Annotated in this window: 18 protein-coding genes and 2 pseudogenes; 7 read left to right on the top strand and 13 right to left on the bottom strand. The window is 71.8% G+C overall.

Annotated elements, in window-relative coordinates; genetic code table 11:
* The first annotated feature begins 353 nt into the window (after positions 1-353).
* Positions 354-1559 (top strand): MFS transporter, encoded by a 1206-nt coding sequence (locus ACZ3ZE_RS06825; protein ID WP_467257765.1) that lies wholly within the window; start codon positions 354-356, stop codon positions 1557-1559.
* Between the two features lie 55 nt (positions 1560-1614).
* Here the strand turns inward: ACZ3ZE_RS06825 and ACZ3ZE_RS06820 are convergent, their stop codons facing one another.
* Positions 1615-3939 carry a M9 family metallopeptidase gene (locus tag ACZ3ZE_RS06820; RefSeq protein WP_361170756.1) on the bottom strand — a complete coding sequence of 775 codons (2325 nt, stop codon included), beginning with the start codon at positions 3937-3939 and terminating at the stop codon, positions 1615-1617.
* 226 nt (positions 3940-4165) lie between these two features.
* Between ACZ3ZE_RS06820 and ACZ3ZE_RS06815 the strand changes: the two genes are divergently transcribed.
* Together ACZ3ZE_RS06815 and ACZ3ZE_RS06810 are read left to right on the top strand one after the other, a co-directional pair.
* Positions 4166-4339, top strand: a complete 174-nt coding sequence (locus ACZ3ZE_RS06815; RefSeq protein WP_361170759.1) for an alpha/beta fold hydrolase — start codon at positions 4166-4168, stop codon at positions 4337-4339.
* The gene (locus ACZ3ZE_RS06810; protein WP_361628121.1) at positions 4332-4565 is read left to right on the top strand and encodes a hypothetical protein; all 234 of its coding nucleotides are present in this window, start codon (positions 4332-4334) and stop codon (positions 4563-4565) included. The genes ACZ3ZE_RS06815 and ACZ3ZE_RS06810 overlap by 8 nt, the downstream gene beginning before the upstream one ends.
* A 50-nt stretch (positions 4566-4615) precedes the next feature.
* On the opposite strand, the gene ACZ3ZE_RS06805 is transcribed toward ACZ3ZE_RS06810, so the two are convergent.
* Both ACZ3ZE_RS06805 and ACZ3ZE_RS06800 read right to left on the bottom strand, forming a co-directional pair.
* Positions 4616-5314, bottom strand: a complete 699-nt coding sequence (locus ACZ3ZE_RS06805; protein ID WP_467257762.1) for a DUF6766 family protein — start codon at positions 5312-5314, stop codon at positions 4616-4618.
* Positions 5315-5395: 81 nt separating this feature from the next.
* Positions 5396-5869, bottom strand: a complete 474-nt coding sequence (locus tag ACZ3ZE_RS06800) for a hypothetical protein (RefSeq protein ID WP_467257760.1) — start codon at positions 5867-5869, stop codon at positions 5396-5398.
* Between the two features lie 242 nt (positions 5870-6111).
* Between ACZ3ZE_RS06800 and ACZ3ZE_RS06795 the strand changes: the two are divergent.
* Positions 6112-6588 (top strand): annotated as a pseudogene (locus ACZ3ZE_RS06795) (SRPBCC family protein); the annotation flags it as partial.
* 233 nt (positions 6589-6821) lie between these two features.
* Positions 6822-7919 (top strand): glutamate--cysteine ligase, encoded by a 1098-nt coding sequence (locus ACZ3ZE_RS06790; RefSeq protein WP_467257758.1) that lies wholly within the window; start codon positions 6822-6824, stop codon positions 7917-7919.
* 89 nt (positions 7920-8008) lie between these two features.
* Here ACZ3ZE_RS06790 and ACZ3ZE_RS06785 read toward each other — a convergent pair whose 3' ends face one another.
* The 5 genes from ACZ3ZE_RS06785 to ACZ3ZE_RS06765 form a co-directional block, all read right to left on the bottom strand.
* Positions 8009-10195: a discoidin domain-containing protein gene (locus ACZ3ZE_RS06785; RefSeq protein ID WP_467257755.1), complete on the bottom strand. Its 2187-nt coding sequence runs from the start codon at positions 10193-10195 to the stop codon at positions 8009-8011.
* 45 nt (positions 10196-10240) lie between these two features.
* Positions 10241-11611: a GH1 family beta-glucosidase gene (locus tag ACZ3ZE_RS06780; RefSeq protein ID WP_361170777.1), complete on the bottom strand. Its 1371-nt coding sequence runs from the start codon at positions 11609-11611 to the stop codon at positions 10241-10243.
* Positions 11612-11682: 71 nt separating this feature from the next.
* On the bottom strand, positions 11683-12522 hold the full coding sequence (locus ACZ3ZE_RS06775; protein ID WP_361171224.1) for a carbohydrate ABC transporter permease: 840 nt from the start codon (positions 12520-12522) through the stop codon (positions 11683-11685).
* Positions 12523-12610: 88 nt separating this feature from the next.
* A complete protein-coding gene (locus tag ACZ3ZE_RS06770; RefSeq protein ID WP_363291263.1) occupies positions 12611-13603 on the bottom strand; it encodes a carbohydrate ABC transporter permease in 993 nt (330 codons plus the stop codon).
* Between the two features lie 11 nt (positions 13604-13614).
* Entirely contained in the window at positions 13615-14934 is a 1320-nt protein-coding gene (locus ACZ3ZE_RS06765; RefSeq protein ID WP_361170783.1) for an ABC transporter substrate-binding protein, read from the bottom strand.
* 169 nt (positions 14935-15103) lie between these two features.
* Here ACZ3ZE_RS06765 and ACZ3ZE_RS06760 point away from each other — a divergent pair, with 169 nt between their 5' ends.
* On the top strand, positions 15104-16414 hold the full coding sequence (locus ACZ3ZE_RS06760; protein ID WP_361170786.1) for an ROK family transcriptional regulator: 1311 nt from the start codon (positions 15104-15106) through the stop codon (positions 16412-16414).
* A 47-nt stretch (positions 16415-16461) separates the two neighbouring features.
* Here ACZ3ZE_RS06760 and ACZ3ZE_RS06755 read toward each other — a convergent pair whose 3' ends face one another.
* Complete coding sequence (locus tag ACZ3ZE_RS06755) at positions 16462-17943, bottom strand: glycoside hydrolase (protein WP_467257752.1); 1482 nt, start codon at positions 17941-17943, stop codon at positions 16462-16464.
* Positions 17944-18071: 128 nt separating this feature from the next.
* Positions 18072-18452: an FKBP-type peptidyl-prolyl cis-trans isomerase gene (locus tag ACZ3ZE_RS06750; RefSeq protein ID WP_361170792.1), complete on the bottom strand. Its 381-nt coding sequence runs from the start codon at positions 18450-18452 to the stop codon at positions 18072-18074.
* Positions 18453-18763: 311 nt separating this feature from the next.
* On the opposite strand from ACZ3ZE_RS06750, the pseudogene ACZ3ZE_RS06745 reads away from it, so the two are divergent.
* Positions 18764-19501 (top strand): annotated as a pseudogene (locus tag ACZ3ZE_RS06745) (alpha/beta hydrolase).
* 30 nt (positions 19502-19531) lie between these two features.
* Here ACZ3ZE_RS06745 and ACZ3ZE_RS06740 read toward each other — a convergent pair.
* The 3 genes from ACZ3ZE_RS06740 to ACZ3ZE_RS06730 form a co-directional block, all read right to left on the bottom strand.
* Complete coding sequence (locus ACZ3ZE_RS06740) at positions 19532-20344, bottom strand: ABC transporter ATP-binding protein (RefSeq protein WP_467257749.1); 813 nt, start codon at positions 20342-20344, stop codon at positions 19532-19534.
* Positions 20341-21330, bottom strand: coding sequence for a FecCD family ABC transporter permease (locus tag ACZ3ZE_RS06735; protein ID WP_467258538.1), 990 nt, complete (start codon positions 21328-21330; stop codon positions 20341-20343). Before ACZ3ZE_RS06735 ends, ACZ3ZE_RS06740 begins: the two co-directional genes overlap by 4 nt.
* A gap of 119 nt (positions 21331-21449) precedes the next feature.
* Positions 21450-22490: an ABC transporter substrate-binding protein gene (locus tag ACZ3ZE_RS06730; RefSeq protein ID WP_361170801.1), complete on the bottom strand. Its 1041-nt coding sequence runs from the start codon at positions 22488-22490 to the stop codon at positions 21450-21452.
* Positions 22491-22520: the final 30 nt, after the last annotated feature.

Raw genomic sequence — 22520 nt, 5'->3', positions numbered from 1 at the left:
GGGAGGTAACGGGTGTTCGGGCGCGCTGGTGACCACGGACAGCTCCTTGCACGGGAAAGGGGGTGGTGCCGGTGCGGGTGCAGCCGGGGTGACCGGGCGCGGGCGCGAGCTGGACGTCGTCGAGCCTAAGCGGCACCAGCGGGATATGGCCACTCTGGTTTCCACGGCGGGGAACTTGTACGATCCAGCACCAACTCGGGTTCCCCGCACGTACGCTGAGGCGCGTTCGAACATCCGTCGCGTCGGTTTCCTCGGCGTGTTACCGAAGTCCGGAGGCCGTGCCGGTGTCCGCCCCGCCCACTGCCGCGCGGTCCGCGCCAGGCCACGGCCACCGCCCGCGGCGGAACTTCCGGTTGCTGCTCGTCGGCGAGACCACCAGCAAACTGGGCACCAGCGTGACGTCCGTGCTGCTGCCGCTCGTGGCCGTCACCACCCTCCACGCCTCGCCGTTCATGATGGGCGTGCTCACCGCCGCGCCGTGGCTGCCGTGGCTGCTCATCGGCCTGCCCGCCGGCGCGTGGGTCGACCGGCTCGCCCCGCGGCGGGTGATGCTCGTGTGCAACGGCGTCTCCGCGGCGGTGTTCGTGAGCGTGCCGCTCACCTGGTGGCTGGGCGCGCTCACCCTGGGGCACGTCCTGGCGGCCGCCCTGGTCTCCGGCGCCGCCTCCGTCTTCTTCTCCACCGCCTACTCGTCCTATCTGCCCCGGCTGGTCCCGACGGACGCCCTGATGGGACGGAACGCGCAACTCCAGGCGGGGGACCAGGCCGCTCGGGTGGCGGGCCCCGGGCTCGGCGGGCTGATCGCCCAGACCGTCGGCGGCGTGCCGGGGCTGCTGCTCGACGCGGTGTCCTTCCTCGTGTCGACGCTCTGTCTCACGGCCATCCGCTCCGAGGGGCCGGGCCCCGACCCGGCGCCCCGGCGGCGGCTGGGCCGGGAGATCGCCGACGGCCTGCGGTTCGTCGTCGGGGATCCGTGGGTGCGGGCCGTCACCGCGTTCGGCGCGGCGGTCAACCTGGCGATGGCGGGCTTCCAGGCCGTGCAGATCGTCTTTCTCGTCCGGACCGTCGGCGTCGGCTCCGACACGCTCGGGTGGCTCGTCTCCTGCGGTGGTCTCGGCGGGGTGCTCGGCGGTCTCGTGGCGGGGCGGCTCGCCCGGCGCCTGGGCACGGCCCGTGCCCTGCTGGCCGTGCAGTTCGCCGCCGCGCCGTTCGGGCTGCTCGCCGCGCTCGCCGGACCCGGGCCGAGGCTGGGGTTCTTCGTGGTCGGCACGGGCGTGATGTTCGCGGGGGTCGTGGCCTGCAACGTCATCATCGTCAGCTTCCGGCAGGCGTACTGCCCGCCCGGGCTGCTGGGCCGGGTCACGGCGACGACCCTGTTCCTCAACTACAGCACCATTCCGCTCGGCGCCCTCCTGGGCGGCTCCCTCGCCTCCCTCGTCGGCGCCCGCGCCACGCTGTGGGCGGTCACCGCCGTGCTGCTGGCGGCCGGCGGATTCCTGGTCGTGGGGCCGCTGCGCGGCCTGCGGGACCTGCCGGGCGCACCGGCCGCCGCAGCCTGACCCGTACCCGGGGGTGATGTTCGCCGGTGCCCGGCCGGGCACCGGCGAACCGGTTTCACTTGGACTGCGTGGAGAGGCTCACACCGCTGAAGTCCTGCGCGGCGGCGAGGCTGAAGTAGACCCACCCGGCGGGCGGGTTGTCGATCGTCAGCGTCTCGCCGTTCCCGGCGTTGGTGGACTTCGCCTGGTAGGCGGTGGTGGTGGCCCAGCTGCTGCCGCCGTAGTAGAGGTCGGCGTTGCCGGTGCCGCCGCTGCTGGTGATCGTCAGCTGCTTCACGCCGGCCGGCAGGTACACGAAGTGGTAGCTGTAGTTCCCGGCGGCGGCGGCGAGGCCGTCCCGGCGGCAGTTCTGGTCGAACTGACGGGTGTCGGCGATGGTGCAGAGCGCGACGGGAGCGGCCGTCGAGGCGTCCGGCAGCGTTCCGCAGTCCTTGGTCGCGCAGTCCGTCGACAGCCAGGTCGCGAAGTCGGCGTCGTAGCGGGTGCCGATGGTCTGCTTCAGGACGGCACGGGCCCCCGTCCAGTCACCGGCGCGGTACTTGCCGAGCACGGTCTGGATGTCCGCGGGGTGCTTCTGCATCATGTAGCGGACCGCGAGCCAGCCCCAGCGGTAGACCCGGTTCGAGTTGACCTCGGGGTCCTCCTCCTGGCCGTAGACGGTGTCGAAGAGGTCGCTGAGCTTGTACGTGTTCTTGGCGGCCTCGGCGATCGCGTCGGCGTTGCGCTCGTTGCGGTAGCCGTACGAGATGTTCTCGGCGATGCCCTCGACCCACCAGATCGTCGGCGTGACCATGCCGGCCTCGAAGTCGCCGTACATGTTGTAGCGGCCGTCGAGGTAGTGGGTGTACTCGTGGTTGAGGTTCCAGATCTGGAAGTCCGGGCGCAGCCAGCTGGCCTCGTGGGCGATGAAGCGGGCCTGGTTGCCGGGGACGGCCGGGTTGCCCTCCTCGTACATGCCGCCGTTGTCGACGTCGATGTTGTAGATCGCCCACGCGTACAGCGCGTACTGGGTGTAGTCGTCGAAGGCGACGACCTCCAGGTTGGTGTTCACGTCACCGGGGATCGCGCCCTTGTCACCGATGATCCGGTGGAAGTAGGCGTCCTGGTTGGTCAGGCTCGTGCAGGTGCTCGCCAGCTGGGCGGGCGACATGTCCTGGGCGCGGATCTTGAGCTCCGGGCCGCAGGTGTGCTGGATCGGCAGGACCTGCGGGAGGACCCGCTCGCCCAGGTCGCAGATGGCGTAGGCGGCGCAGTTGCCCTTGTCGTACTGGCGCGTGTACCAGCCCAGGTTCATGGTGATCGGCGCGGTGGGACCCACGTTCGGGTACCGGTTGATCAGGTCCTTCAGGAGCGGCCGGACCTTGTCCTTGAGCTCGGGGACGTCGAGGGCGTAGCCGAGGAAGCGGCCGACGTTGCTGACGACGTCGAGACGGTTCAGCTGCGCCTCGTTGCGCGTGATGAAACCGGCCCAGGTGTCGAGGATGGCGGGGTCGGCCTTGAGGGCGGCCCGCCAGCCGCGGTCGTCGTTCTTGGCCTTGAAGCCGTTCTCGACGACCCACTCGACGTGCTGCATGGTGAGGTTCATCTGGCTCGGCCACGTGCCGTTGTAGCCGCCGAGCAGCCACTTCACGACACCGGCGTACCGGCCGGCCTCGTGGGTGCTGTCGATCAGCGTGACGACCTCGTTGAGGATCGCGCCGTTGGCGTCGGTGACGTCCTTGCTGCGCGGGGCGGCGAAGAACGCGTCGAGCGCGCCGCGCGCCGCGCCCTGGAGCGCGGTGCCGTAGTCGCCGACGACGGCCGCGTTGTTGTCCTGCACGTAGTAGCCGGCGCGCAGGAACAGGACCAGCTGCCCGACGGAGGCGCTGTTGTCGCCCGTGTACGTGGCGGAGCTGTCGCGCAGCGCGTTGGCGACGGTCACCATCTGGGCCTCGCGGAAGGTCTTCCGCGCGTCCTCACCGGTGAGGCTGAACAGGGGGTACGTACAGGTGATCTGCGGGAGCGCCTTGAGCTGCTGGACCAGCGCGCCGCCCGTGGAGTTGATGACGCCGGAGAGGTCACCGCACGCGTCCGCGGCGGCGACCGACGCCGACTTGCCCGCCTTGGGGGAGGGCGCCGCGGCCGGGCCGGACTCCTCGGCGCCGTCCTGCGAGGAGAGCCGGAAGCGCGGGTTCTTGCTGATGGCGTGCGGCGACTTGGGGACCGGGATCGCCCGCGGCGCCGAGGCGGCGGCGCCGTGCGCCCGCGCACCGGCCGGAGCGGTGTCGCCGAGGGCGGCGGCCTGGCCCTGCGGCGCGAACAGGCCGAGCGTGATGAAGACGGCTGCGCCGAGGACCGGAAGTCTTCGCGCGCGGGTCTTCGCTATCCGGAAGGGATGCATCTGTGGGGGCCTCCGGGGCCGTTGAGGCCACGTGCTGGGAAACACGGGCGGTCGACATGTGACGTGTAAAATTTCACATGTCGCATTGTTCTGGAAGCCCTCTGGCCGGATTCCTTTCTCGGAATCATGGGTGGCCGCGCCCCAATGCCCTGGTGTGGCCGGGTAGATGACGATTCACGGACGGCACGGCGAACCTATGACCCCGACAACCTGTGTCACGACACATGTGTCGTGTAGTTCCACCCGCCGCCCGAAGGGCCTGCGCGCCCCCGACGCCCGGGAGGTCACGCTGCCGCGCACCGGCCACATGTTCCGCTTCTCCCACCCGGTCACCTACGCCACCGCGGTCGAGGACTTCCTCGCCGCCCTCCCGACCGACCGGCAGGGCGCACGTGCGTAAGGCCGAACACCTGAGGTTCGCGATCCTGGCAGCCCAACGCGAAGGCAACCGGCTGCTGATCCAGGCCCTCAAACCCCACGGCGCCGAGATCGAGGAGTACCTCTACAGCTCCATGGAAGCCGCCTCCGAGGGCCTGGACACCGACGCCATGCTCACGTTCCTGCACGACTTCATCGACCCGCTGCCCTCGGGCCAGGCCCCCAACAAACGCCTCGACCTCGACTGACGCCACCGGCATCCACGCGGCGAGCTGACGCGCCCGGCCCGCTCGGTGGTTCAGCCCTCGACCCCGGTGGCGTCGTGGGAGGCGCCGACGGGCTTGGACTCCGGGGAACCGCGCTGGCGCAGATAGACGGAGAGGACGGCCATGGCGGCCACGGCCAGCAGTTCGGACTGCCAGTTCTGGAGCGACCGGTTCCAGAAGTCGGCACTCACCAGATAGCCGGTCCACGAGACGGGCGGGAGGAGGTCACGCAGCTGCCGCTCGTTGTAGGCGGCGGTGCCGGAGATGGACTGGGCGAGCCAGGAGAGCAGGAACAGCAGGGCCATCACGATCCCCAGGGACCGCGCGTACACGTGCTGCCGCCAGTCCTTGGTCCTGGCCCAGCGCGGCGAGTCGGGGCGGGCGTGGTCGCCGACCTTCTGTTCCCGGTCGCTCTCCGTACCGGCCTTGTGGGGCTCCTTGGACTCGGGCGAGCCCCGCTGGACGAGCCAGACGGTCCCGAAGACGTAGAGGAAGAACTGCAGGAACTCCGACTGCCAGTTCTCGGTGACGTCGACGGCGAAGTCCGAGGACATCAGGTACTCGCCGAGCGTCAGCTGCTGCATCCCGTCGACGGCCAGGTCCTCGTTGAACCCGGCGTGCCCGGCGAGCGCCTGCCCGGCCAGGACGAGGAGGAACGCCCCGCCGAAGGCGAGCGTGAGGCTGTTGTCCCACCAGAAGCCGCCCCGGGCCCCCCGCTGCCCGCCGCTCACCGGTGCATCGCCCCGATCGCCATGAAGTAGCCCAGCCCGCCCAGGATGACCGCCAGGCAGGCGAAGAACAGGAAGCGCATGTCAGCCGCCCTTCAACGAGCACCGGTAGGGCCGTCCGGACTCCCGTGCGCAGCCCGCCGCCGCGACCTTCCACCCGTCGTCGAACTGCGAGAGGAACAACGTGTCCCTCTCCAGGGTCAGCAGGGCCTGGCGCCCGTAGACCTGTGTCCCGCGCACCATCCCGGCGGCCGGCGGCTTCTCGCCCGCCAGGGCCGGCCCGCACCGCCGGCCGGTGTCGTCCTCGAGCTGCCGACGGGTCTCCGGGGCCAGCAGCGCGCACGCCCCCGCGTAGTCGGCGCGCGCGAGGCTCGCCTCGAAGGCGGAGGCGGCCCGTCGCGCACCGTCCACCCGTGCCGCGTCGGCCCCGCACCCGGACGACAGCACGGCCGCCGCGGCCACGGCCAGAGCCGCCGCCGTGCGCCGGGCCGCGCGGCCCGGGGAAGGAGAGCCGGCGGCGGTCGTCCTCGCCCCGACCTGTGCGTCGGCCGCGTCCATGTCCGTTCCCTACGTCCTGCAGACGGCCCGTGGAGGCCGGGCACCGGGACCACCTTCCCCGGATGGACCGGCGAGTCGGCCGACCCGGCACACGACGCCACGGCAGATCGCCCGATCGGTCCCCTCCGGCGGACCGGGAATCCGACCGGCCTCCCGGCACGAAGTGATCACGTGATTGATCCGCACGCCGACGGGTATGCGCGCAGAGATCCCGATTGGTCCCTTACGAAGCCGAGGAGGAAATGATCGTGAGCATGGTGGAGCAGACGATCGACGTGGACGTCCCGCTGCGGAACGTCTACGACCAGTGGACCCAGTTCGAGGACTTCCCGAACTTCATGGAGGGCGTGGAGGCCGTCCGCCAGATCGACGACCGCCACTGTCACTGGAGCACCAAGGTCGCCGGCGTCCGGCGCGAGTTCGACACCGAGATCGTCGACCAGCTGCCGGACGAGCGCATCGCCTGGCGCACGGTGGGCGGTGACGTCAGGCAGAAGGGCGTCGTCACCTTCCTGTCCCTCGACCCGGACCACACGCGGGTACGGCTGGCCATGGACATGGAGCCGCAGGGCCTGACCGAGAAGGCCGCCGACGCGCTCGGCCTCCTGGACCGCCGCGTCAAGGGCGACCTCAAGCGGTTCAAGGGCTTCATCGAGGAACACGGGCACGCGACCGGCCAGTGGCGCGGCCGCATCCGCCCGTCCGACGGGGCGTCGCCCGGTGGGACGTCGCCCGGAGGGAGGTCCTCGGACCGGCTGCGGGACGGGGACCCCATGGGCGGTGGCACGATGGGACAGCCCGGGTCCCGCCCCGCGCCCGACACCTGGGAGCTCCCGCCGGAGCCGGGTGACCCGGGGATCCGCTGACACCACCCCGTTCCCCACCCGGACGGCAAGGCATCCGGTGGCGGGGCCGACGGCGCCGCCCCGCCCCCTGTCGTACAGGAGCATCGATGCGCACGGTAGGAGTCGAAGAGGAGCTGCTGCTCGTCAGCGCCACGACCGGGGAGCCGCTCGCCGTCTCGTCCGCGGTGCTGGCCGCCGTGGAGGGCGGCGGCGAAGAGCAGGGCGTCTTCGAGAAGGAGCTGTATCAGGAGCAGCTGGAGTTCGCCACCCGCCCCCTGGGCGACATGCGCGAACTGGCCGCGGAGATCGTCCGGTGGCGGGGGGCGGCGGCCCGCCACGCGAAGGAGGTCGGCGCGGAGGTGGCCGCGCTGGCGACCTCGCCGCTGCCCGTGGAGCCGTCACGGAACCTCGGCAGCCGGTACCGGTGGATGGCGGAGCAGTTCGCCCTCACCACGCAGGAACAGCTGACCTGCGGGTGTCACGTCCACGTCTCCGTGGAGTCCGACGAGGAGGGCGTCGCCGTGCTGGACCGGATCCGGCCCTGGCTGTACCTCCTGAACGCGATCAGCGGCAACTCGCCGTTCTGGGACGGCCAGGACAGCGGGTACAGCAGTTACCGGAGCCGTGTGTGGAACCGGTGGCCGTCCGCCGGGCCGTACGAGCCCTTCGGCAGCGCCGAGGGCTACCACGAGCGGGTGCGCGACATGCTGGCCACCAGCGTCCTGCGCGACAAGGGCATGATCTATTTCGACGCCCGGCTGTCCCACAGCTACCCGACGGTGGAGATCCGCGTCGCCGACGTCTGTCTGGAGCCGGACACCACGGTGCTGGTGGCGACGCTGGCCCGGGGGCTCGTGGAGACCGCCGCCCGGGCCTGGCGCGACGGCGCGCCGCCCGCCCGGGTCCCGGCGGGATTGCTGCGGCTCGCGTCCTGGCGGGCCGCCCGATCCGGGCTCGGCGGGCCGCTTCTCGACCCCCGCACCCTGCGCGAGACGCCCGCCGAGGCGGCCTTGGAGGTCCTGCTTGACCACACCGACGCGGCCCTGCGCGACTGCGGCGACCGCGACCGGGCCCGTCGGTCCCTGGCGGCCCTGATCGCCCGGGGCAGCGGCGCGCAACGACAGCGCGCACTCCACCGGGACGGCCTCGATCTCGGCGAGGTCGTGCGGGAGTGCGTACGGATCACGGCCGGCGCGGGGGCCTGATCGCGGGAGGCGAGTCCGGCCGGGTCGGCAGGGTCGGCCGGGCTCCGCGCCCCGGGCCGGACCCGGGGCGCGGAGCCCGGCACGGACCGTCAGGGGAAGCTGACGACGGTCGACGGGACGGTCGCGGTGCCTTCCGTGGGGGCGCCGGTGTCGTTGATGACGTGCTTGAACTGCCCGTTGCCGCCGAGCGAGACGGTCAGCAGGCCGTGGAACCTCACGCCGGGCTTCACGGGGGCCTTGAAGCCGTGGTCCTGGCGGATCGTCGGGTCGACGTTGTAGTAGCAGTAGCTGCCGAGGCCCCAGCCCTCGTGGGTGGTCACCGAGTCGTCGACGCGGTAGGCGGCGTACCCCTGGGTGGCGCCGTTCTGGACGGCGGCCTGGGTCGGGGCGTCGTAGGCCTTCTCGTTCTGGAAGAAGATCGTGCGTCCGCGGTCGCCGTACCACTCGACGTCGTACTTGTTGAAGTGCTCCACGAACAGGCCGGTGGCGAGGACGTCGTCGCCGTTGACGCGGACGCCGTAGTCGGCCCGGTTGGTCTCCCAGCCGACGCCCGCGCCGTGGTCGGCGCGCCAGACCCAGGTGTGGTCCACGATCGTGTCGTCGTTGTTGACGACGATGCCGACGGTGGCCTTGCCGGCGCCCGCGCCGCCGACCCGGACGTAGACGTCCTGCACGGTGGTCGGGTTGGCGCCGTGGTCGACGGCGGCGTTCTGCGGGCCGACCTCCAGGAGGGACGGCGAGTTGACCGGGCCCGCGTCGAGCAGGAAGCCCGCGAGGCGGACGCCGTCGACGTCGGCGACGCGCATCGCGGTGACGCCGTTGTCCGGGACGAGCGTGGCCAGGCCCAGGCCGAGGACGATCGTGTTCGCCCGGTTCACCTCGATCGTCCGGTCGACGTGGTAGACCCCGGGCGTGAACAGCAGGTGCAGGCCCTGGGCGAGTGCCTGGTTGAGGGTGGCGGCGGTGGCGCCGGGCCTGACCACGTAGAACTGGCTCAGCGGGATCTTCTCGCCCTGCGGGGTGCCGTTCGCCCAGGTGGTGCCGCGGGCGTTGGTCCGCTTGGCCGGGGAGAACACCTTGTACTGGTTGTCCTCCCAGATCAGGTACGGCTTCTCGCGGGAGACCGGGGTGGTGTCGAGGGTGGTGTACTTCGGCTCGGGGAAGGCCTGGGCGGGGGCGCCCTCGGTGCCGGAGAAGACCTGGTTCCAGACGGAGTTGGACCAGCCGCCGATGGAGCTGTCGCGGGTGTACCACTGCTGCTGCGAGTAGTTGCCGACCTGGCCGTCGATCTTCGAGTCGGCGATGTAGCCGCCGCTGGCCCAGCCGTAGCCGTCGGGGGCCAGGTTCAGCCCGCCCTTGACGTGCATGCGGCGGAACGACGAGGCCTGGGCGACGGCCCAGCGGTCCGTGCCGTTCACCGGGTTCAGGGCGAGGCCCTCGGCGCCGCGCCAGAAGTTCTGGGTGGCGTTGCCGTTGAACCAGCCCGCGTCGACGGTGACGTCGCCGTTGATGGTGGTGTCGTCGGGCCGCACACCGAGTCCGGCGATCTGCGTGTAGAAGCCGATCTGGGCGTTGAGGCCGTTGTAGGTGCCCGGTTTGAAGAGGAAGGCGTGCCGGCCGCTGCCGAACTGGGCCGACTCCTGCTGCCGGAACACCTCGTCCAACTGGCCCTGGACGTTCGGTGTGGACGGATCGACGACGTGCACGTTCGGGCCGAGGTCGCCGCCGCCCGGCAGGGGCGTGCCGCCGCCGGCGGGGGTGCCGTACACCTGGAACTCCCACAGGGAGTAGCCCCAGGCGGTGCCCCGGGCCAGGCCGTTCATCCGGACGTAGCGGCCGGTGCCGGAAAGGGCGACGTCGTCGGTGCCGCCGTCGCCGCCGGTCACCGTGGTGACGGTGCGCCAGTCGGTGCCGTTGTCCGAGGCCTGGATCTGGTAGCTCCTGCCGTAGGCGGCCTCCCAGGTCAGGACGGCGCCGCTGAGCGTGGCGCTCCGGCCCAGGTCGACCTGGAACCACTGGGCGTCGGTCCAGTCGCTCGCCCACCGGGTGCCGGTGAGGTCGCCGTCGACGGCGCCGCCCGCCGTGAACGGGCCTTCGGTGGAGGAGGCGGTGGCCGTCTTGCCCTGGGAGAGCAGGGCGGGGGCGGCGGAGGCCGTCGCGGCGGGGACGACCGCGAGCAGGCCGCCGGCGAGCGAGGCGACGAGGGCGCCGACGGTGGCCCGTCGGACGGTGGGGGCGGGGCGCCGGAAGGCCGGCGGGGACCCGACGGAAGACATGGCGGCTCCTGGGGAGAGGTGGGGGAGAGAGGGGGGCGAGCGTGGTCAGCCGTTGCCGGCGCGGTGGGCGCGGATGAGGTCCGCGTACCATCGGCCGCTCGTCTTGACCGTCCGGCGCTGGGTCGCGTAGTCCACGTGCACCAGGCCGAAGCGCTTGTCGTAGCCGTAGGCCCACTCGAAGTTGTCGAGCAGGGACCAGGCGTAGTAGCCGGCCAGCGGGGCGCCCTTGCGCAGGGCGCGGGCGCAGGCCGCGAGGTGCTGCTCCAGGTACCGGGTGCGGTCCGGGTCGTGCACCTGCCCGTCGGGGCCGACGGCGTCGGGGAACGCGCAGCCGTTCTCCGTGACGTACAGCTCGCGCACGCCGTACTCCTCGGTGAGGCGCAGCAGGAAGGCCTCCAGGCCCCCGGCGTCGATCGGCCAGTCCATGCCGGTCCGCGGCACGTCGGGGAGGCGTACCGCGCGGGCGTACGGGACGGGGCCCGCCGGGTCGTCGGCGACGGTCTCCGGGAAGTAGTAGTTGAGGCCGTGCCAGTCGAGCGGGGCCGAGATCAGCTCCAGGTCGCCGGGGCGCTCGGGGAGGTCGACGCCGTACAGCTCGCGCATGTCGGCGGGGAAGCCGCGCCCGTGGACCGGGTCGAGCCACCAGCGGTTGGTGTGCCCGTCGGCGCGGCGGGCCGCGGCGACGTCCTCGGGGCGGGTGGAGGCGGGGGCGATGGTGGAGTGGTTGGTGACGAGACCGACCCGGGCGCCGGGGGCGGCGGCGCGGACGGCCGCGGTGGCGAGACCGTGGCCGAGGAGCAGGTGGTAGGAGGCGCGGACGGCGGCGGTCAGGTCGGTCAGGCCCGGCGCCATCCGGCCCTCCAGATGCCCGATCCAGGCCGAGCAGAGCGGCTCGTTGAGGGTGGCCCACCGGGTGACCCGGTCGCCGAGGCGGCCGGCGACGACGGAGGCGTAGGCGGCGAAGTGCTCGGCGGTGGCGCGCTCGGTCCACCCGCCGCGGTCCTGGAGGGCCTGGGGCAGGTCCCAGTGGTAGAGGGTGACGTTGGGGGTGATGCCGGCGCCGAGGAGGGCGTCGACGAGCCGGTCGTAGAAGTCGAGCCCGGCCGTGTTCACGGGGCCGTCGCCGCCGGGCAGGACGCGGGGCCAGGCGATCGACATCCGGTACGCGTCGGTGCCGAGCTCCCGCATGAGGGCGATGTCCTCGGGCCAGCGGTGGTAGTGGTCGCAGGCCGTGTCGCCGTGGTCGGCGTTGTCGGTCGTGCCGGGGGTGTGGCTGAAGGTGTCCCAGATGGAGGGGGCCCGCCCGTCCTCGGCGACGGCGCCCTCGATCTGGTAGGCGGAGGTGGCGGTGCCCCAGGCGAAGTCGGCGGGGAAGGCCCCCAGGTCGAGCGTGCGGTGGTGGGTGGATGCGGACACGGAGCACCTTTTCGTGACGGGCCGGAGCACGGCGGGGGGAGCGACGCGGACGGCGGGCGCGGCGGGGCGGGTCACTTGACCGCGCCCGCCGTGAGGCCGGTGACGAGGTAGCGCTGCAGGAGGAGGAACCCGGCGACGACGGGCACGCTCACCACGAGGGAGGCGGCCATGACCTGGTTCCAGTAGACGTCGTTCTGGGTGGCGTAGCCCTGGAGGCCGACAGCGAGGGTCCTGGTGGTGTCGTCGGTCATGACGGAGGCGAAGAGGACTTCGCCCCAGGCGGTCATGAAGGCGTAGACGCCGACCGCGACGATGCCGGGGGCCGCGGCGGGGACGATCACCCGGAACAGGGCGCCGACCGGCCCGCAGCCGTCGACCTTTGCGGCCTCGTCGAGCTCCCGGGGGATCGAGTCGAAGTACCCGGTGAGCATCCAGACGGAGAAGGGCAGCGAGAAGGTCAGATAGGTGAGGATCAGGCCTTCGCGCGAGCCGAAGAGCGCGAGGCCGGTGGCGTTGCCGATGTTGACGTAGAGGAGGAAGAGCGGCAGCAGGAAGAGGATGCCGGGGAACATCTGCGTCGACAGGACGGTGACGGCGAAGACCCGCTTGCCGCGGAAGTCGTAGCGGCTGAGGGCGTACGCGGCGAGGATCGCCACGGCGACGGAGAGCACGGTCGCCGCGCTCGCCACGGCCAGCGAGTTCATGAAGTAGTCGGCGAGCGGGACGGTGTCCCAGATGTCGAGGTACGGGCGGAGCGTGAGCCCGGAGGGCAGCCACCGGAACTCCCCGGACACGTCCGCGAGGGGCTTCAGGGAGCTGGAGATCATCACGTACACCGGCAGCAGCACGAAGCCGGTGAGCAGGGTGAGGAAGATCCGGCGGGTCCAGAGGAAGGAGCGCGGGGCGGCCATGGGGGAGCGGGGGGCGCGCCGGCGGGGGGCGCGCTCGCGGGGGCCGGGTGCCGGGGCGGCGGCGAGCGCCGTGCCGCCGTGGGCGGGCTCAGGCATCGGAGGGCTTCCTTCCCCTGGTGGTGAGCAGGAGGTAGACACCGGTGACGAGGAGGAGGAAGAGCAGGAGCAGCACGGACATCGCCGATCCGGTGCCGAAGTTCCACGTCTGGAAGGACGACTGGTAGATGTGCAGGGAGATCAGGTCGGCCGCTTCCGGCGCCGCCCTGCCGAAGAGCACGAACGGCGTGTTGAAGTCGTTGAACGTCCACAGGAACAGGACCAGGACGAGGACCTGGTTGACCTGCCGCAGCGACGGCAGGGTGAGGTGACGGACCTGCCTCCACACGCCGGCGCCGTCGAGGGCGGCCGCCTCGTACAGGTCCCGGGGGATGTTCTGCAGACCGGCCATGACGGTGAGGAAGGCGAACGGCCAGCCCTTCCAGACGGAGACGGCGAGCAGGGCCCAGAAGCTGTTGTCGCCGATGAGCCAGAACGGGGGGCTGTCGCCCAGGCCGAGCTGGTCGTGCAGCACGTGGTTGATCAGGCCGTTGTCCCGCTGGAACATGAACGCCCAGGTGATGACCGCCGCGTAGACCGGCAGGGCGTACGGCACGAGGAAGAGGGTCCGCAGGAAGCCGCGGCCGCGGAAGTTCTCCTGGAGGAAGACGGCGGCGGCCGTGCCCAGGAGCCAGCACAGGGCGACCGATGCCAGGGTGAACAGGCAGGTGGTGACGAAGGACTTGAGGAGCGCCTGGCCGACCGGCGCGTCGAAGTCGAGCGAGACGCCGTAGTTGTCGAGGCCGGCCCAGGGCGCGGCCGACCAGTCCCGGACGAAGAACTGGGTGAGTTCCTTGAAGCTCATGCCGATGCCCATGAGCATCGGGACGAGGTGCACGAGGAGTTCGAGGACGAGTGCGGGAATCAGCAGCAGGTACGGGAGGGCGATGCGGCGGCGCCCGGAGCGCCGCGGTGCGGGTGCCTCGCCGGGTGCGGCCTCGCGCACCGCGCGCTCACCGCGCCGAGTGACGGCGGTCTGGGTCATGGCGGCCCTGCCTACTTCTTCGGCATCTGCTGCTGGGCCTTGTCCAGCTTGGCCCGTACGGACTCGGCGGTGACCGGGCGGCCGGCGGCGGCGTCGGCGAAGAGCTCCTTCACCGCGGTGCCGACGACGGTCTCGAACTGGGACTCCTCCGGGACCTGAGGCAGCGCGGAGGCGCTCCGGGCGAGGGTGTCGCGGATGACCGCGAGCGAGGCCGTGCCGAAGGCGGGGTCGGCCTGCGCGGTCTTCACCGGCGGGACGGAGCCGTACGCCTTGTTGAGGAGGATCTGCTCCTCGTCACCGGTCATGAACTTCACGAACTTCAGGGCGCCGTCGAGGTTCCTGGTGTTCTTGAACACGGAGATGTTGATGCCGGCGACCATCGAGTTGGTCCGGGTGCCCCGGCCGGGCGCGCCGGAGGGGACGGGGGCCGGGACGACGCCCCACTCCTCGGGCTTCATGCCCTGGGCGGCGAAGGTCTGGGAGGGCGTCTGCCACAGGACCATGCCGGTGCGGTTCTTGGCGAAGTCGGAGAGCGACTGGTTCTGCGCGTACTCGGCGTTGCCGGGCGCGACGATCTTCGAGGCGCCCATCAGGTCGACGTACTGTTTGACCGCGGCGACGGCGCCGTCGGAGGTGAAGTCGGGCTTGCCGTCGGGGGTGAAGAAGTCGGCGCCGTGCTGCTTGCCGAGGACGAACACCTGGTGGATGTTGTTGGAGAGGTTGGAGCCCTCGACCCCGATGCCCCACTTTCCGTCCCTGCTCAGCTTCCTGCCCGCGGCGTCGACCTCGGCCCAGGTGGCCGGCGGCTTCGCTATGCCGGCGTCGGCGAACATCTTCTTGTTGTAGTAGAGCGCGTAGGCCATGGAGTACAGCGGCACGGCGGCCGGGTCCTGGCCAGGAGCACCGGTGGAGCCCAGCGCGGAGTCGACGAAGCGGTCCCTGCCGCCGATCGCGCCGAAGTTCTTCGCGTCCCAGGGCAGCAGGGCGCCGGTGGACTGGAGCGAGGCGCTCCAGGTGTTGCCGATGTTCAGGACGTCGGGGCCCTGGCCGGAGGTGGTGGCGGTGAGGATGCGGTTGAGCAGGTCGGACCAGGGGATGACCTCCAGCTCGACCTTGATCCCGGTGCGCTTCTCGAACTTGTCGAGTTCGGGCCGGAGGACCTTCTTGTCGGCCTCCAGGCCGGGTCCCTGGTTCGTGGCCCAGTAAGTGAGCGTCCTCGGCCGGGAGTCGGAGCCACCCGAGCCGTCGGCGGTGCCGCCGCCGCAGGCGGTGGCGGCGAGGACGAGGGAGAGGGTGACGGCTCCGGTGACGGCGGCTCTGCTTGTGCGCATGCTCCAGGACCCTTCAGGGACGACGGGAGGACCGAAGCGGTGGGGCGGGCCCGGCCGCCTTCGTGGCATCGGCTTAATTTAGAATGTGAGTTAAGCCTCACGGTAAGGGCGCGTCAAGGTCTGGAATCCGGGTATCTTGCACCCAAGGACTTCAGAGACGGGAACCCACGTGCACGCGACACATGGCCGTACGGTGCGTGACCTGCGGCGCGAGAACCGCACCGCGGTGCTGCGAAGGCTGTACTTCGACGGACCGATGAGCCGTCTGATGCTCGGGCCCGCGGTCGGGTTGAGCTCCGGATCGGTCAGCAACGTGGTCGCCGAGCTCGTCGCGGAGGGCCTGGTCGAGGAGGCCGGCAGCGTCGACTCGGCCGGCGGACGCCCCCAGACCCTGCTCCGGATCAGCCCCGGCAGCGGCTGCATGATCGGTGTCGACGTCGGCGAAACCCGCGTCAGGGTCGAGCTGTTCGACCTCACCCTCAACGAACTCGCCCGCACCGAGCGGGCGTTGCCCACCTCGGGCCCGCGAACCGCCCGCTACGACGTCGATCTGGTGGTCCGTCACGTCCGGGACGGCATCGCCGAGGTCCTGCGGGCGGCGGGCGTCCCTCCCGAACAGCTCCTCGGCGTGGGCGTCGGCGTCCCCGGCATCATCGCCTACACCCCCGAGGAGGGCGCCGTCGTCCACGGGCAGACCGTCGGCTGGGACGCCGTCCCCTTCGAACGCCTGCTGCGCCAGGCCGTCGACCTCCCCGACAGCGTCCCCTACTGGATCGACAACGGCGCCAAGACCCTCGGCCAGGCCGAGATGTGGTTCGGCGCGGGACGCGGCGCCCGCAGCGCCGTCACCGTCCTCTTCGGCTCCGGCGTCGGCGCCTGCGTCGTCACCGACCCCCTCGGATCAGGCCGCGCCCTCGAATGGGGCCACCTCACCGTCAGCGTCCGGGGCCGCCGCTGCCGTTGCGGATCCCAGGGCTGCCTCGAAGCGTACGCGGGCGCCGAAGCGCTCCTGGAGCGCTGGGCCGAAGCGGGCGGCCGGCCGCCCGCGGGCACCGACGAGGAGACCGCCCTCACCGCGATGCTCGCCGCCGCCTACCCGCCCGACGGCTCGGAGGCCGCCCCCGACCCCACGGCCCTCGCCGTCCTGGAGGAGACCGCCGAATACCTCGGCGCCGGCTTCTCCGACCTCATCAACCTCTTCCAGCCCGAACGCATCCTCGTCGGCGGCTGGGCCGGCCTCCAGCTCGGCACCCGCTTCCTCGACACCGTCACCCGGTACGCCACCCGGTACGCGCTGCGGTACCCGGCGAGCCGCACCCGCGTGACCCTGGGCACCCTGGGCCCCGAGGCGGTCACCGTCGGCGCCGCCCTCCTCCCCCTCGCGGACTTCTTCGCCCGCGGCGGCCGGCGCCCCGAGACCACCCCGAGCGCCCCGCCCCCGGCCTGGCAGACGGCCCTGGCGGACCGCGTCACGCCCTGAGGGGGGGGCGGGGCGGGGGAGCGGCGGCGCCGTTCCCCCGCGACCGCTCAGATGTCGACGCCTCCGACTTCGAAGGTCTGCACGCTCTGCGTGTCGAACCACGACCAGAACCGCTTGCCGTGCAGGAACGTGTCGTCGTTGCGGTAGGCGTACCGCTGCGTGCCGGCGGTCGACGTGTACCAGCGTTCCACGGGGGCTCCGTCGGTCGCCACGGTGGTGAAGCGCGAGAGGTCGAAGTCGATGTACTGCCCCCCGCCGTGGTTGGCGGCCACGATGACCAGCTTGCGCGCGGTGCGGTCGTAGGCGGTGACCACGTCGGGGTGACCGGACTCGATGATCCGCATGCCGGGCCGGATGTGACGCATGTAGTGGGCCAGGACGTAGTACTTCGTGTTGACGAGGCCGAGCCGGCCGTCGACGAGTTCGACGGGGCCCCAGCCGCCACCGTTGCTGTTGTCGACGATCTGCCAGTGGATCCACGCCGTGGGGTGGAGCCAGCGCATGTCGTAGCCGATGCTCCGGGCGATGGTCATCCCGCTGGCGTCGCCGTCGGTGTACTCCGACATCCAGATCCGCTTCCCCGACGCCGCCGCCGCGGCGTACAGCAGGTCGCGCCGGGTGTCGGAGCGGTAGCCGTGGACGTTGATCCGCCCGACCGCCTGCCGGGTGTCGGAGCCGAACTCGTTCCACGCGGTCAGCGCGTAGTCGTAGCCGTTCTCGTCCATGGCCGGGATCTCCATCCAGGCCAGGTCAAGGGCGTCGAGCTGAGCGCGGGTCTCCTTGATGAGCCGCGCCTGCTGGGCGGGATCGAAGAAGCAGCCCTCCTGGCCGCGGCCCATCTCCGGCGTCCACGGCAGGCACGGCTCGTTCACCGGCTGCACCGAGCGGAAGTCGATGCCCCAGTGGTCGTGGGCGTACCGGGCGATGGTGGCCAGATAGGCCGCGTGGCGCCCGTAGTTGCCGTCCTGGAGGTTGCTGGTCCACCCCGCGTCGTAGCCGCGCGGGTCGTCGTTCCGCAGCATCCACCACATGGGCGAGTTGGAGAACAGCTCGAAGGTGTCGGCCCCGCGGTCCCTGGCCAGCCACATCATGTCGCGCTGGTTCGCGTCCGCGTACCAGTTCCAGCTGGCGGAGGAGGGATCGGCGTCGAACCAGTCGAGCTGGTAGCCCTCGATCTGCTTGTACCCGTCGATGCTCGGCGCGGGCTTCATCGTGCGGCCGTTGATGCTGTTCGTCCCCGACGCCCCGGCGTTGTAGCGCACGATGTTCATGCCGAGCCCGGGCACCGTCTGCCCGAGCAGCTGCACCGTACCCCGCCCGAACAGGGCGTCCGCCAGCTTCGGATCCGGGCCCACCGCCTTGGCCCACCAGCTCAGCGAGGTGCCCCAGCCCTCCCACCTGCCCCAGTCGGCGGTGGGGTCGACGACCGTCGCGAAGTCGGCCCTCGCCGTTCCCGCGCTCAGGCCCGTCAGCGCCGCCGCGCCCGGTACGGCCGCCAGTCCGCGCAGCACGTTCCGCCGGTTCAACATCACAAACCCCCACCTGTCCCCTGAGCCCCCTTGGGCCCCGACCGATTGTCAGGGACCCATCCAAGATCGACAACCGTGGGCGGTCGGGGCGTGCCCGCCGCCGTGCGTCGGGACGCACGGGCGGTGCCTCAGACCGCGACCGAGAGCAGGTCCACCACGAACACCAGGGTCGAGCCCGCCGGGATCAACGGTGAAGGCGACTGCTTGCCGTAGCCGAGACGCGGGGGAACGACGATCTCGCGCCGCCCGCCGACCCTCATCCCCCGCACCCCCCGGTCCCAGCCCTTGATGACCTTGCCGCCGCCCAGGGCGAACTTGTACGGCTGGCCCCGGTCCCAGGAGGCGTCGAACTCCTTCCCGGACGCGAAGGTGACCCCGACGTAATGCACCCGGACCACGTTGCCCGGCTTCGCCTCGGCGCCGTCCCCGACGACCAGGTCCCGGACGGTCAGCTCGGTGGGAGCGTCACCCTCCGGGACATGGACCTCGGGCTTCGTCAGTTCGCTCATAGCAGCCTCATCACTCTCGTCACTCGTCATCCGTCACTCATGGCTCGTCGCTCGTCGCCCGAGACCTTCGTGCGGCAACCGGCCCCATGGACCCTCCACGCGGTGGACGATCACGCTACCGAGGACGTCGGCCTCCGGAGCACGTGGCATCGGCCGGCTCCTCTGCTAGCCTTCGATCGGCCGTGCGAGAAAACGAGGAGGTGGTACCCGTGAACGCAGTAACGACATGGGTGCTCCCCTCCGGGGTCACGGTCGGACGCTAGGCAGGTCGTCCGGGAGCGCCGTTCCGCGCACTCCCGAAAGGCACGACCGTGCACTTCACTTCTGAGAACCGCCTCGACGACGGCGTCATCGAGCGCGCCTTCACCCTCGGCGAGATCCCCGGCATCCTGTGGACGCCCGCATCCGCCACCACGCCGACACCGCTGATCCTGATCGGCCACCCCCCGCTCGGACTGAGCCGCATGTACCCGCGCCTCGCGGGACGCGCCCGTTATTACGCGGCGGAGTACGGCTTCGCCTCGGCCACCATCGAGCTCCCCGGGAGCGGCGACCGGCCCCGTTGGCCCGCCGCCGAGCAGGCCCGTGCCGACCTGCGGCGGGCGATGGAGGCCGGCGGGCCCGTCGGCGACGAGATCGTCGACGCGCTCGTCCTCCCGCTGGTCGAAAAGGCCGTCCCGGAATAGCGGGCCGCCCTGGACGCCCTCCTGTCGCTGCCCGAGATCGACGGCCCGGTCGGGTACGAGGGAGGGGTGATCTCCATCGGCATCCGGCTGGCGGTCGTCGAACCGCGCATCGTGGCCGCCGGCCTCTTCGCGGGGAGCCTCGTGCCCGGCGCCATGTTCGAGGAGGCCCGTCAGGTCACCATCCCGTTGCACGTCCTCCTCCAGTGGGACGACGAAGGGAACGACCGGCAGGCCGCCCTGGACCTGTTCGACGCCTTCGCCACCAAGGAGAAGACCCTGCACGCCAACATGGGCGGACACACCGGCGTCCCGCAGTTCGAGCTCGAACCCGGGGCCCGGTTCTTCGCCCGGCATCTGCGCTGACCGGAAGCGCGGGCCGGGCGCCAAGGCCGTTCACTCACCCCTGGGGAGCGTGCCGAGGAAGCGGATGTGGGGGCGGCCGTCCGGGCCGGGGCGGGTCACGGAGGCCCGGACGCCGTAGACGTCGGCGACGAGCTGTTCCGTGAGGACCTCCTCGACCGGGCCGGCCGCCACCACCCCGCCCTCGCTCAGGACCACCACGTGGGCGCAGTACATCGCCGCGAGGTTGAGGTCGTGCAGAGCCACGACGCAGGTGAGGCGGAGACCCGATATCAGGGCCAGGAGGTCCAACTGGTGCTGGATGTCGAGGTGGTTCGTCGGCTCGTCGAGGAGGAGCTCGCGGGGCTCCTGGGCGAGGGCGCGGGCGAGGTGGACGCGCTGGCGTTCGCCGCCGGACAGGGTGCGCCAGGTGCGGTGCGCGAGCCCGGTCAGCCCGGTGCGGGCGAGCGCGGACCGTACGGCCTCCTCGTCGGCGGCCGTCGTCGGCGACCAGGCCCGGCGGTGCGGGACGCGGCCGAGTCGTACGGCGTCGGCCACCGTCAGGTCGACCTGGGTGTCGGCGTTCTGCTCGACGACGGCGACACGCCGGGCCAGAGCACGGCGCGGGACGCCGGCCAGCGGGTCGCCGTCCAGGGTCACCACCCCGGCGTCCGGCGCGAGGACACCGGCCAGCAGCCGCAACAGGGTGGACTTCCCCGAACCGTTCGGGCCGAGGAGGCCGGTGAGCGTGCCGGGGCTCGGCGCGAGCGTCACGCCGTCCAGGACGAGGGCGCCGCCGGCGGTACGCGAGACACCCTCGGCACGCAGCCCCGTAACCCCGCCGGGGCGGATCGCCGCGTCGGTCATCGCGTGCTCCTGGTGCGGTACAGGACGAGGACGAACGCGGGGACGCCGATGAGCGAGGTGACCACACCGACCGGGACTTCCTGCGGGTCGAGCACCGTACGGGCGAGGGTGTCGGCCCACACCAGGAAGACCGCCCCCGCCAGGGCGGACAGGGGCAGCAGCCGGGCATGACCGGGGCCCGCGAGGGCCCGGATCGCGTGCGGCAGGACCAGGCCGACGAAGCCGATCGCGCCCGCGGAGGAGACCAGGACCGCGGTCAGCAGGGCCGTGACCGAGAGGAGGACCAGGCGGGTCCGGCCCACGGAGACGCCGAGCGCCGCCGCCGCGTCCTCACCGAACGCGAACGCGTCCAGGGTACGGGCGTGCCCGAGGCAGACCGTCAGCCCGACGGCCAGGACGGCGGCGCACACCCCGACGTCGGTCCAGCCCGCGCCGCCGAGCGAGCCGAGCAGCCAGAAGAGGATGCCCCGGGTCGTCTCGGCGTCGGCGGCGGTCATCACCACGAACGAGGTGAGCGCCGAGAAGAGCTGCATCGCCGCCACCCCCGCCAGCACGACGCGGTCGGTCGACCCGCCCAGCAGGTGGCTGAGGACCAGGACCAGGGCGAAGGAGCAGAGCGCGCCGAGGAACGCGCCCCCGGTGACGGACAGCAGGCCCCCGCCCGCCCCGAGGACCACGACCGCGACCGCCCCCGTCGACGCGCCGGAGGAGACACCGAGGACGAACGGGTCGGCGAGCGGATTGCGCAGCAGGGACTGCATCACCGCCCCGCACACCGCGAGACCGGCTCCGCACACGGCCGCGAGCAGCGTCCGGGGCAGTCGCAGGTCCCAGACGATGCCGTCGCGTATCGCGCTCAGACCGGACGGGCCGCCGCCGAGGCGGGAGGCGACCACCGACCAGGAGTCCGCGACGCGGATGTCGGCCGGACCGATCGTCAGGGCCAGCGCGACCGACGCGCACAGGAGGACGATCCCGCCCACCACGGCGACCGGTGCGAGTGCCCGGGAGGAACGGACGGCGGTCCGTACGGACGGGGTCACCGCCGCCGGGCGGCCGGCGGTGCTCCGGCTCGACGCGGTCACCGTCTCCGCTCCCGGCCGGGTCACTTCGCGAGTCCGTACGTCTTCAGCGCGGCGGCCACCTTCTCGATGCCCTCGACGGTGCGGATCGTGGGGTTCATGGCCTGTCCGCTGAGGATCACGTACCGCTTGTGCCTCACCGCCGTCATGTTCCGGGTGACGGGGTGGCTCTCCAGGAACTCGATCTTCTTCGCGGCGCTCTCGGCCGACTGCGCCTTGCGGGTCAGATCGGCGATCACCAGCACGTCGGGATCGCGGTCGGCGACGGTCTCCCAGTTGATCTGCGGCCACTCCTCCTTCGTGTCGTCGAAGACGTTCCTCACCCCGAGCGCCCCGCTGACGATGCCCGGTGCGCCGCAGCACCCGGCCATGTACGGGCCCTGGGAGTCGGAGAACCAGTAGAGGACCGACGCGTCGCCGAAGTCGGCTCCGGCCGTGGCCTTCCCGACCCGGGCGCGGAGCTGTCCGACCAGCTTCTCGCCGCGCTCCGGCACGCCGAACACCCGGGCGAGGTCGCGGATCTCCCCGTACACGGTGTCCATGGTCAGCGGCCTCGTCCGCACGCCGTCGCCGTCACCGCTGTTGTCCTTGCCGACGCAGTCGGTGGGGGAGAGGTAGGTGGGGACGCCGAGCTTCGCGAACTGCTCCCGGGGGGCCACCCCGCCCTTGCCCAGGGTGTAGAGGAAGGAGGCGCTGACGAAGTCGGGCTCGGTGTCGAGGACCTTCTCGAAGGACGGGTAGCGGTCGGCTAGCCGGGGAACGCCGGCGTTCGCCTTCTCCAGTCCCTTGAGGACCGGGTCGGTCCAGGTGGCGGTGCCCACCATGCGGTCGCCCAGGCCGAGGGAGAGCAGGATCTCCGCCGATCCCTGGTCGAGGGCGACGGCACGGCGGGGCGCGCGGTCGACCTCGACCCGCTGCCCGCAGTTGTCGAGCCGCACCGGATAGCCCGCCCCCTTGGCCTCGGGCGAACCCGCCTCGGTGCCGGTGCCGGTGCCGCACCCGGCGACGAGAACGGCACCGGCCACGAACAGCACGGCGGAACGGACGGAGTGTGCGAAGGGCACGGAAGGAGTCCTCTGCGTCACGGCTCATGC

The sequence above is a fragment of the Streptomyces sp. NPDC023157 genome (assembly GCF_055560575.1).
The sequence above is the reverse complement of the archived record's forward strand: the minus strand, read 5'-3'. Positions and strand labels throughout refer to the sequence as shown.

Bases quoted from the DNA above. Each gene is read 5' to 3' on its own strand.
- ACZ3ZE_RS06750 (WP_361170792.1), bottom strand. From the start codon at position 18,452: ATGAGCGAACTGACGAAGCCCGAGGTCCATGTCCCGGAGGGTGACGCT.
- ACZ3ZE_RS06785 (WP_467257755.1), bottom strand. From the start codon at position 10,195: ATGTCTTCCGTCGGGTCCCCGCCGGCCTTCCGGCGCCCCGCCCCCACC.
- ACZ3ZE_RS06755 (WP_467257752.1), bottom strand. From the start codon at position 17,943: ATGTTGAACCGGCGGAACGTGCTGCGCGGACTGGCGGCCGTACCGGGC.
- ACZ3ZE_RS06775 (WP_361171224.1), bottom strand. From the start codon at position 12,522: ATGGCCGCCCCGCGCTCCTTCCTCTGGACCCGCCGGATCTTCCTCACC.
- ACZ3ZE_RS06820 (WP_361170756.1), bottom strand. From the start codon at position 3,939: ATGCATCCCTTCCGGATAGCGAAGACCCGCGCGCGAAGACTTCCGGTC.
- ACZ3ZE_RS06770 (WP_363291263.1), bottom strand. From the start codon at position 13,603: ATGACCCAGACCGCCGTCACTCGGCGCGGTGAGCGCGCGGTGCGCGAG.
- ACZ3ZE_RS06800 (WP_467257760.1), bottom strand. From the start codon at position 5,869: ATGGACGCGGCCGACGCACAGGTCGGGGCGAGGACGACCGCCGCCGGC.
- ACZ3ZE_RS06790 (WP_467257758.1), top strand. From the start codon at position 6,822: ATGCGCACGGTAGGAGTCGAAGAGGAGCTGCTGCTCGTCAGCGCCACG.
- ACZ3ZE_RS06765 (WP_361170783.1), bottom strand. From the start codon at position 14,934: ATGCGCACAAGCAGAGCCGCCGTCACCGGAGCCGTCACCCTCTCCCTC.
- ACZ3ZE_RS06740 (WP_467257749.1), bottom strand. From the start codon at position 20,344: ATGACCGACGCGGCGATCCGCCCCGGCGGGGTTACGGGGCTGCGTGCC.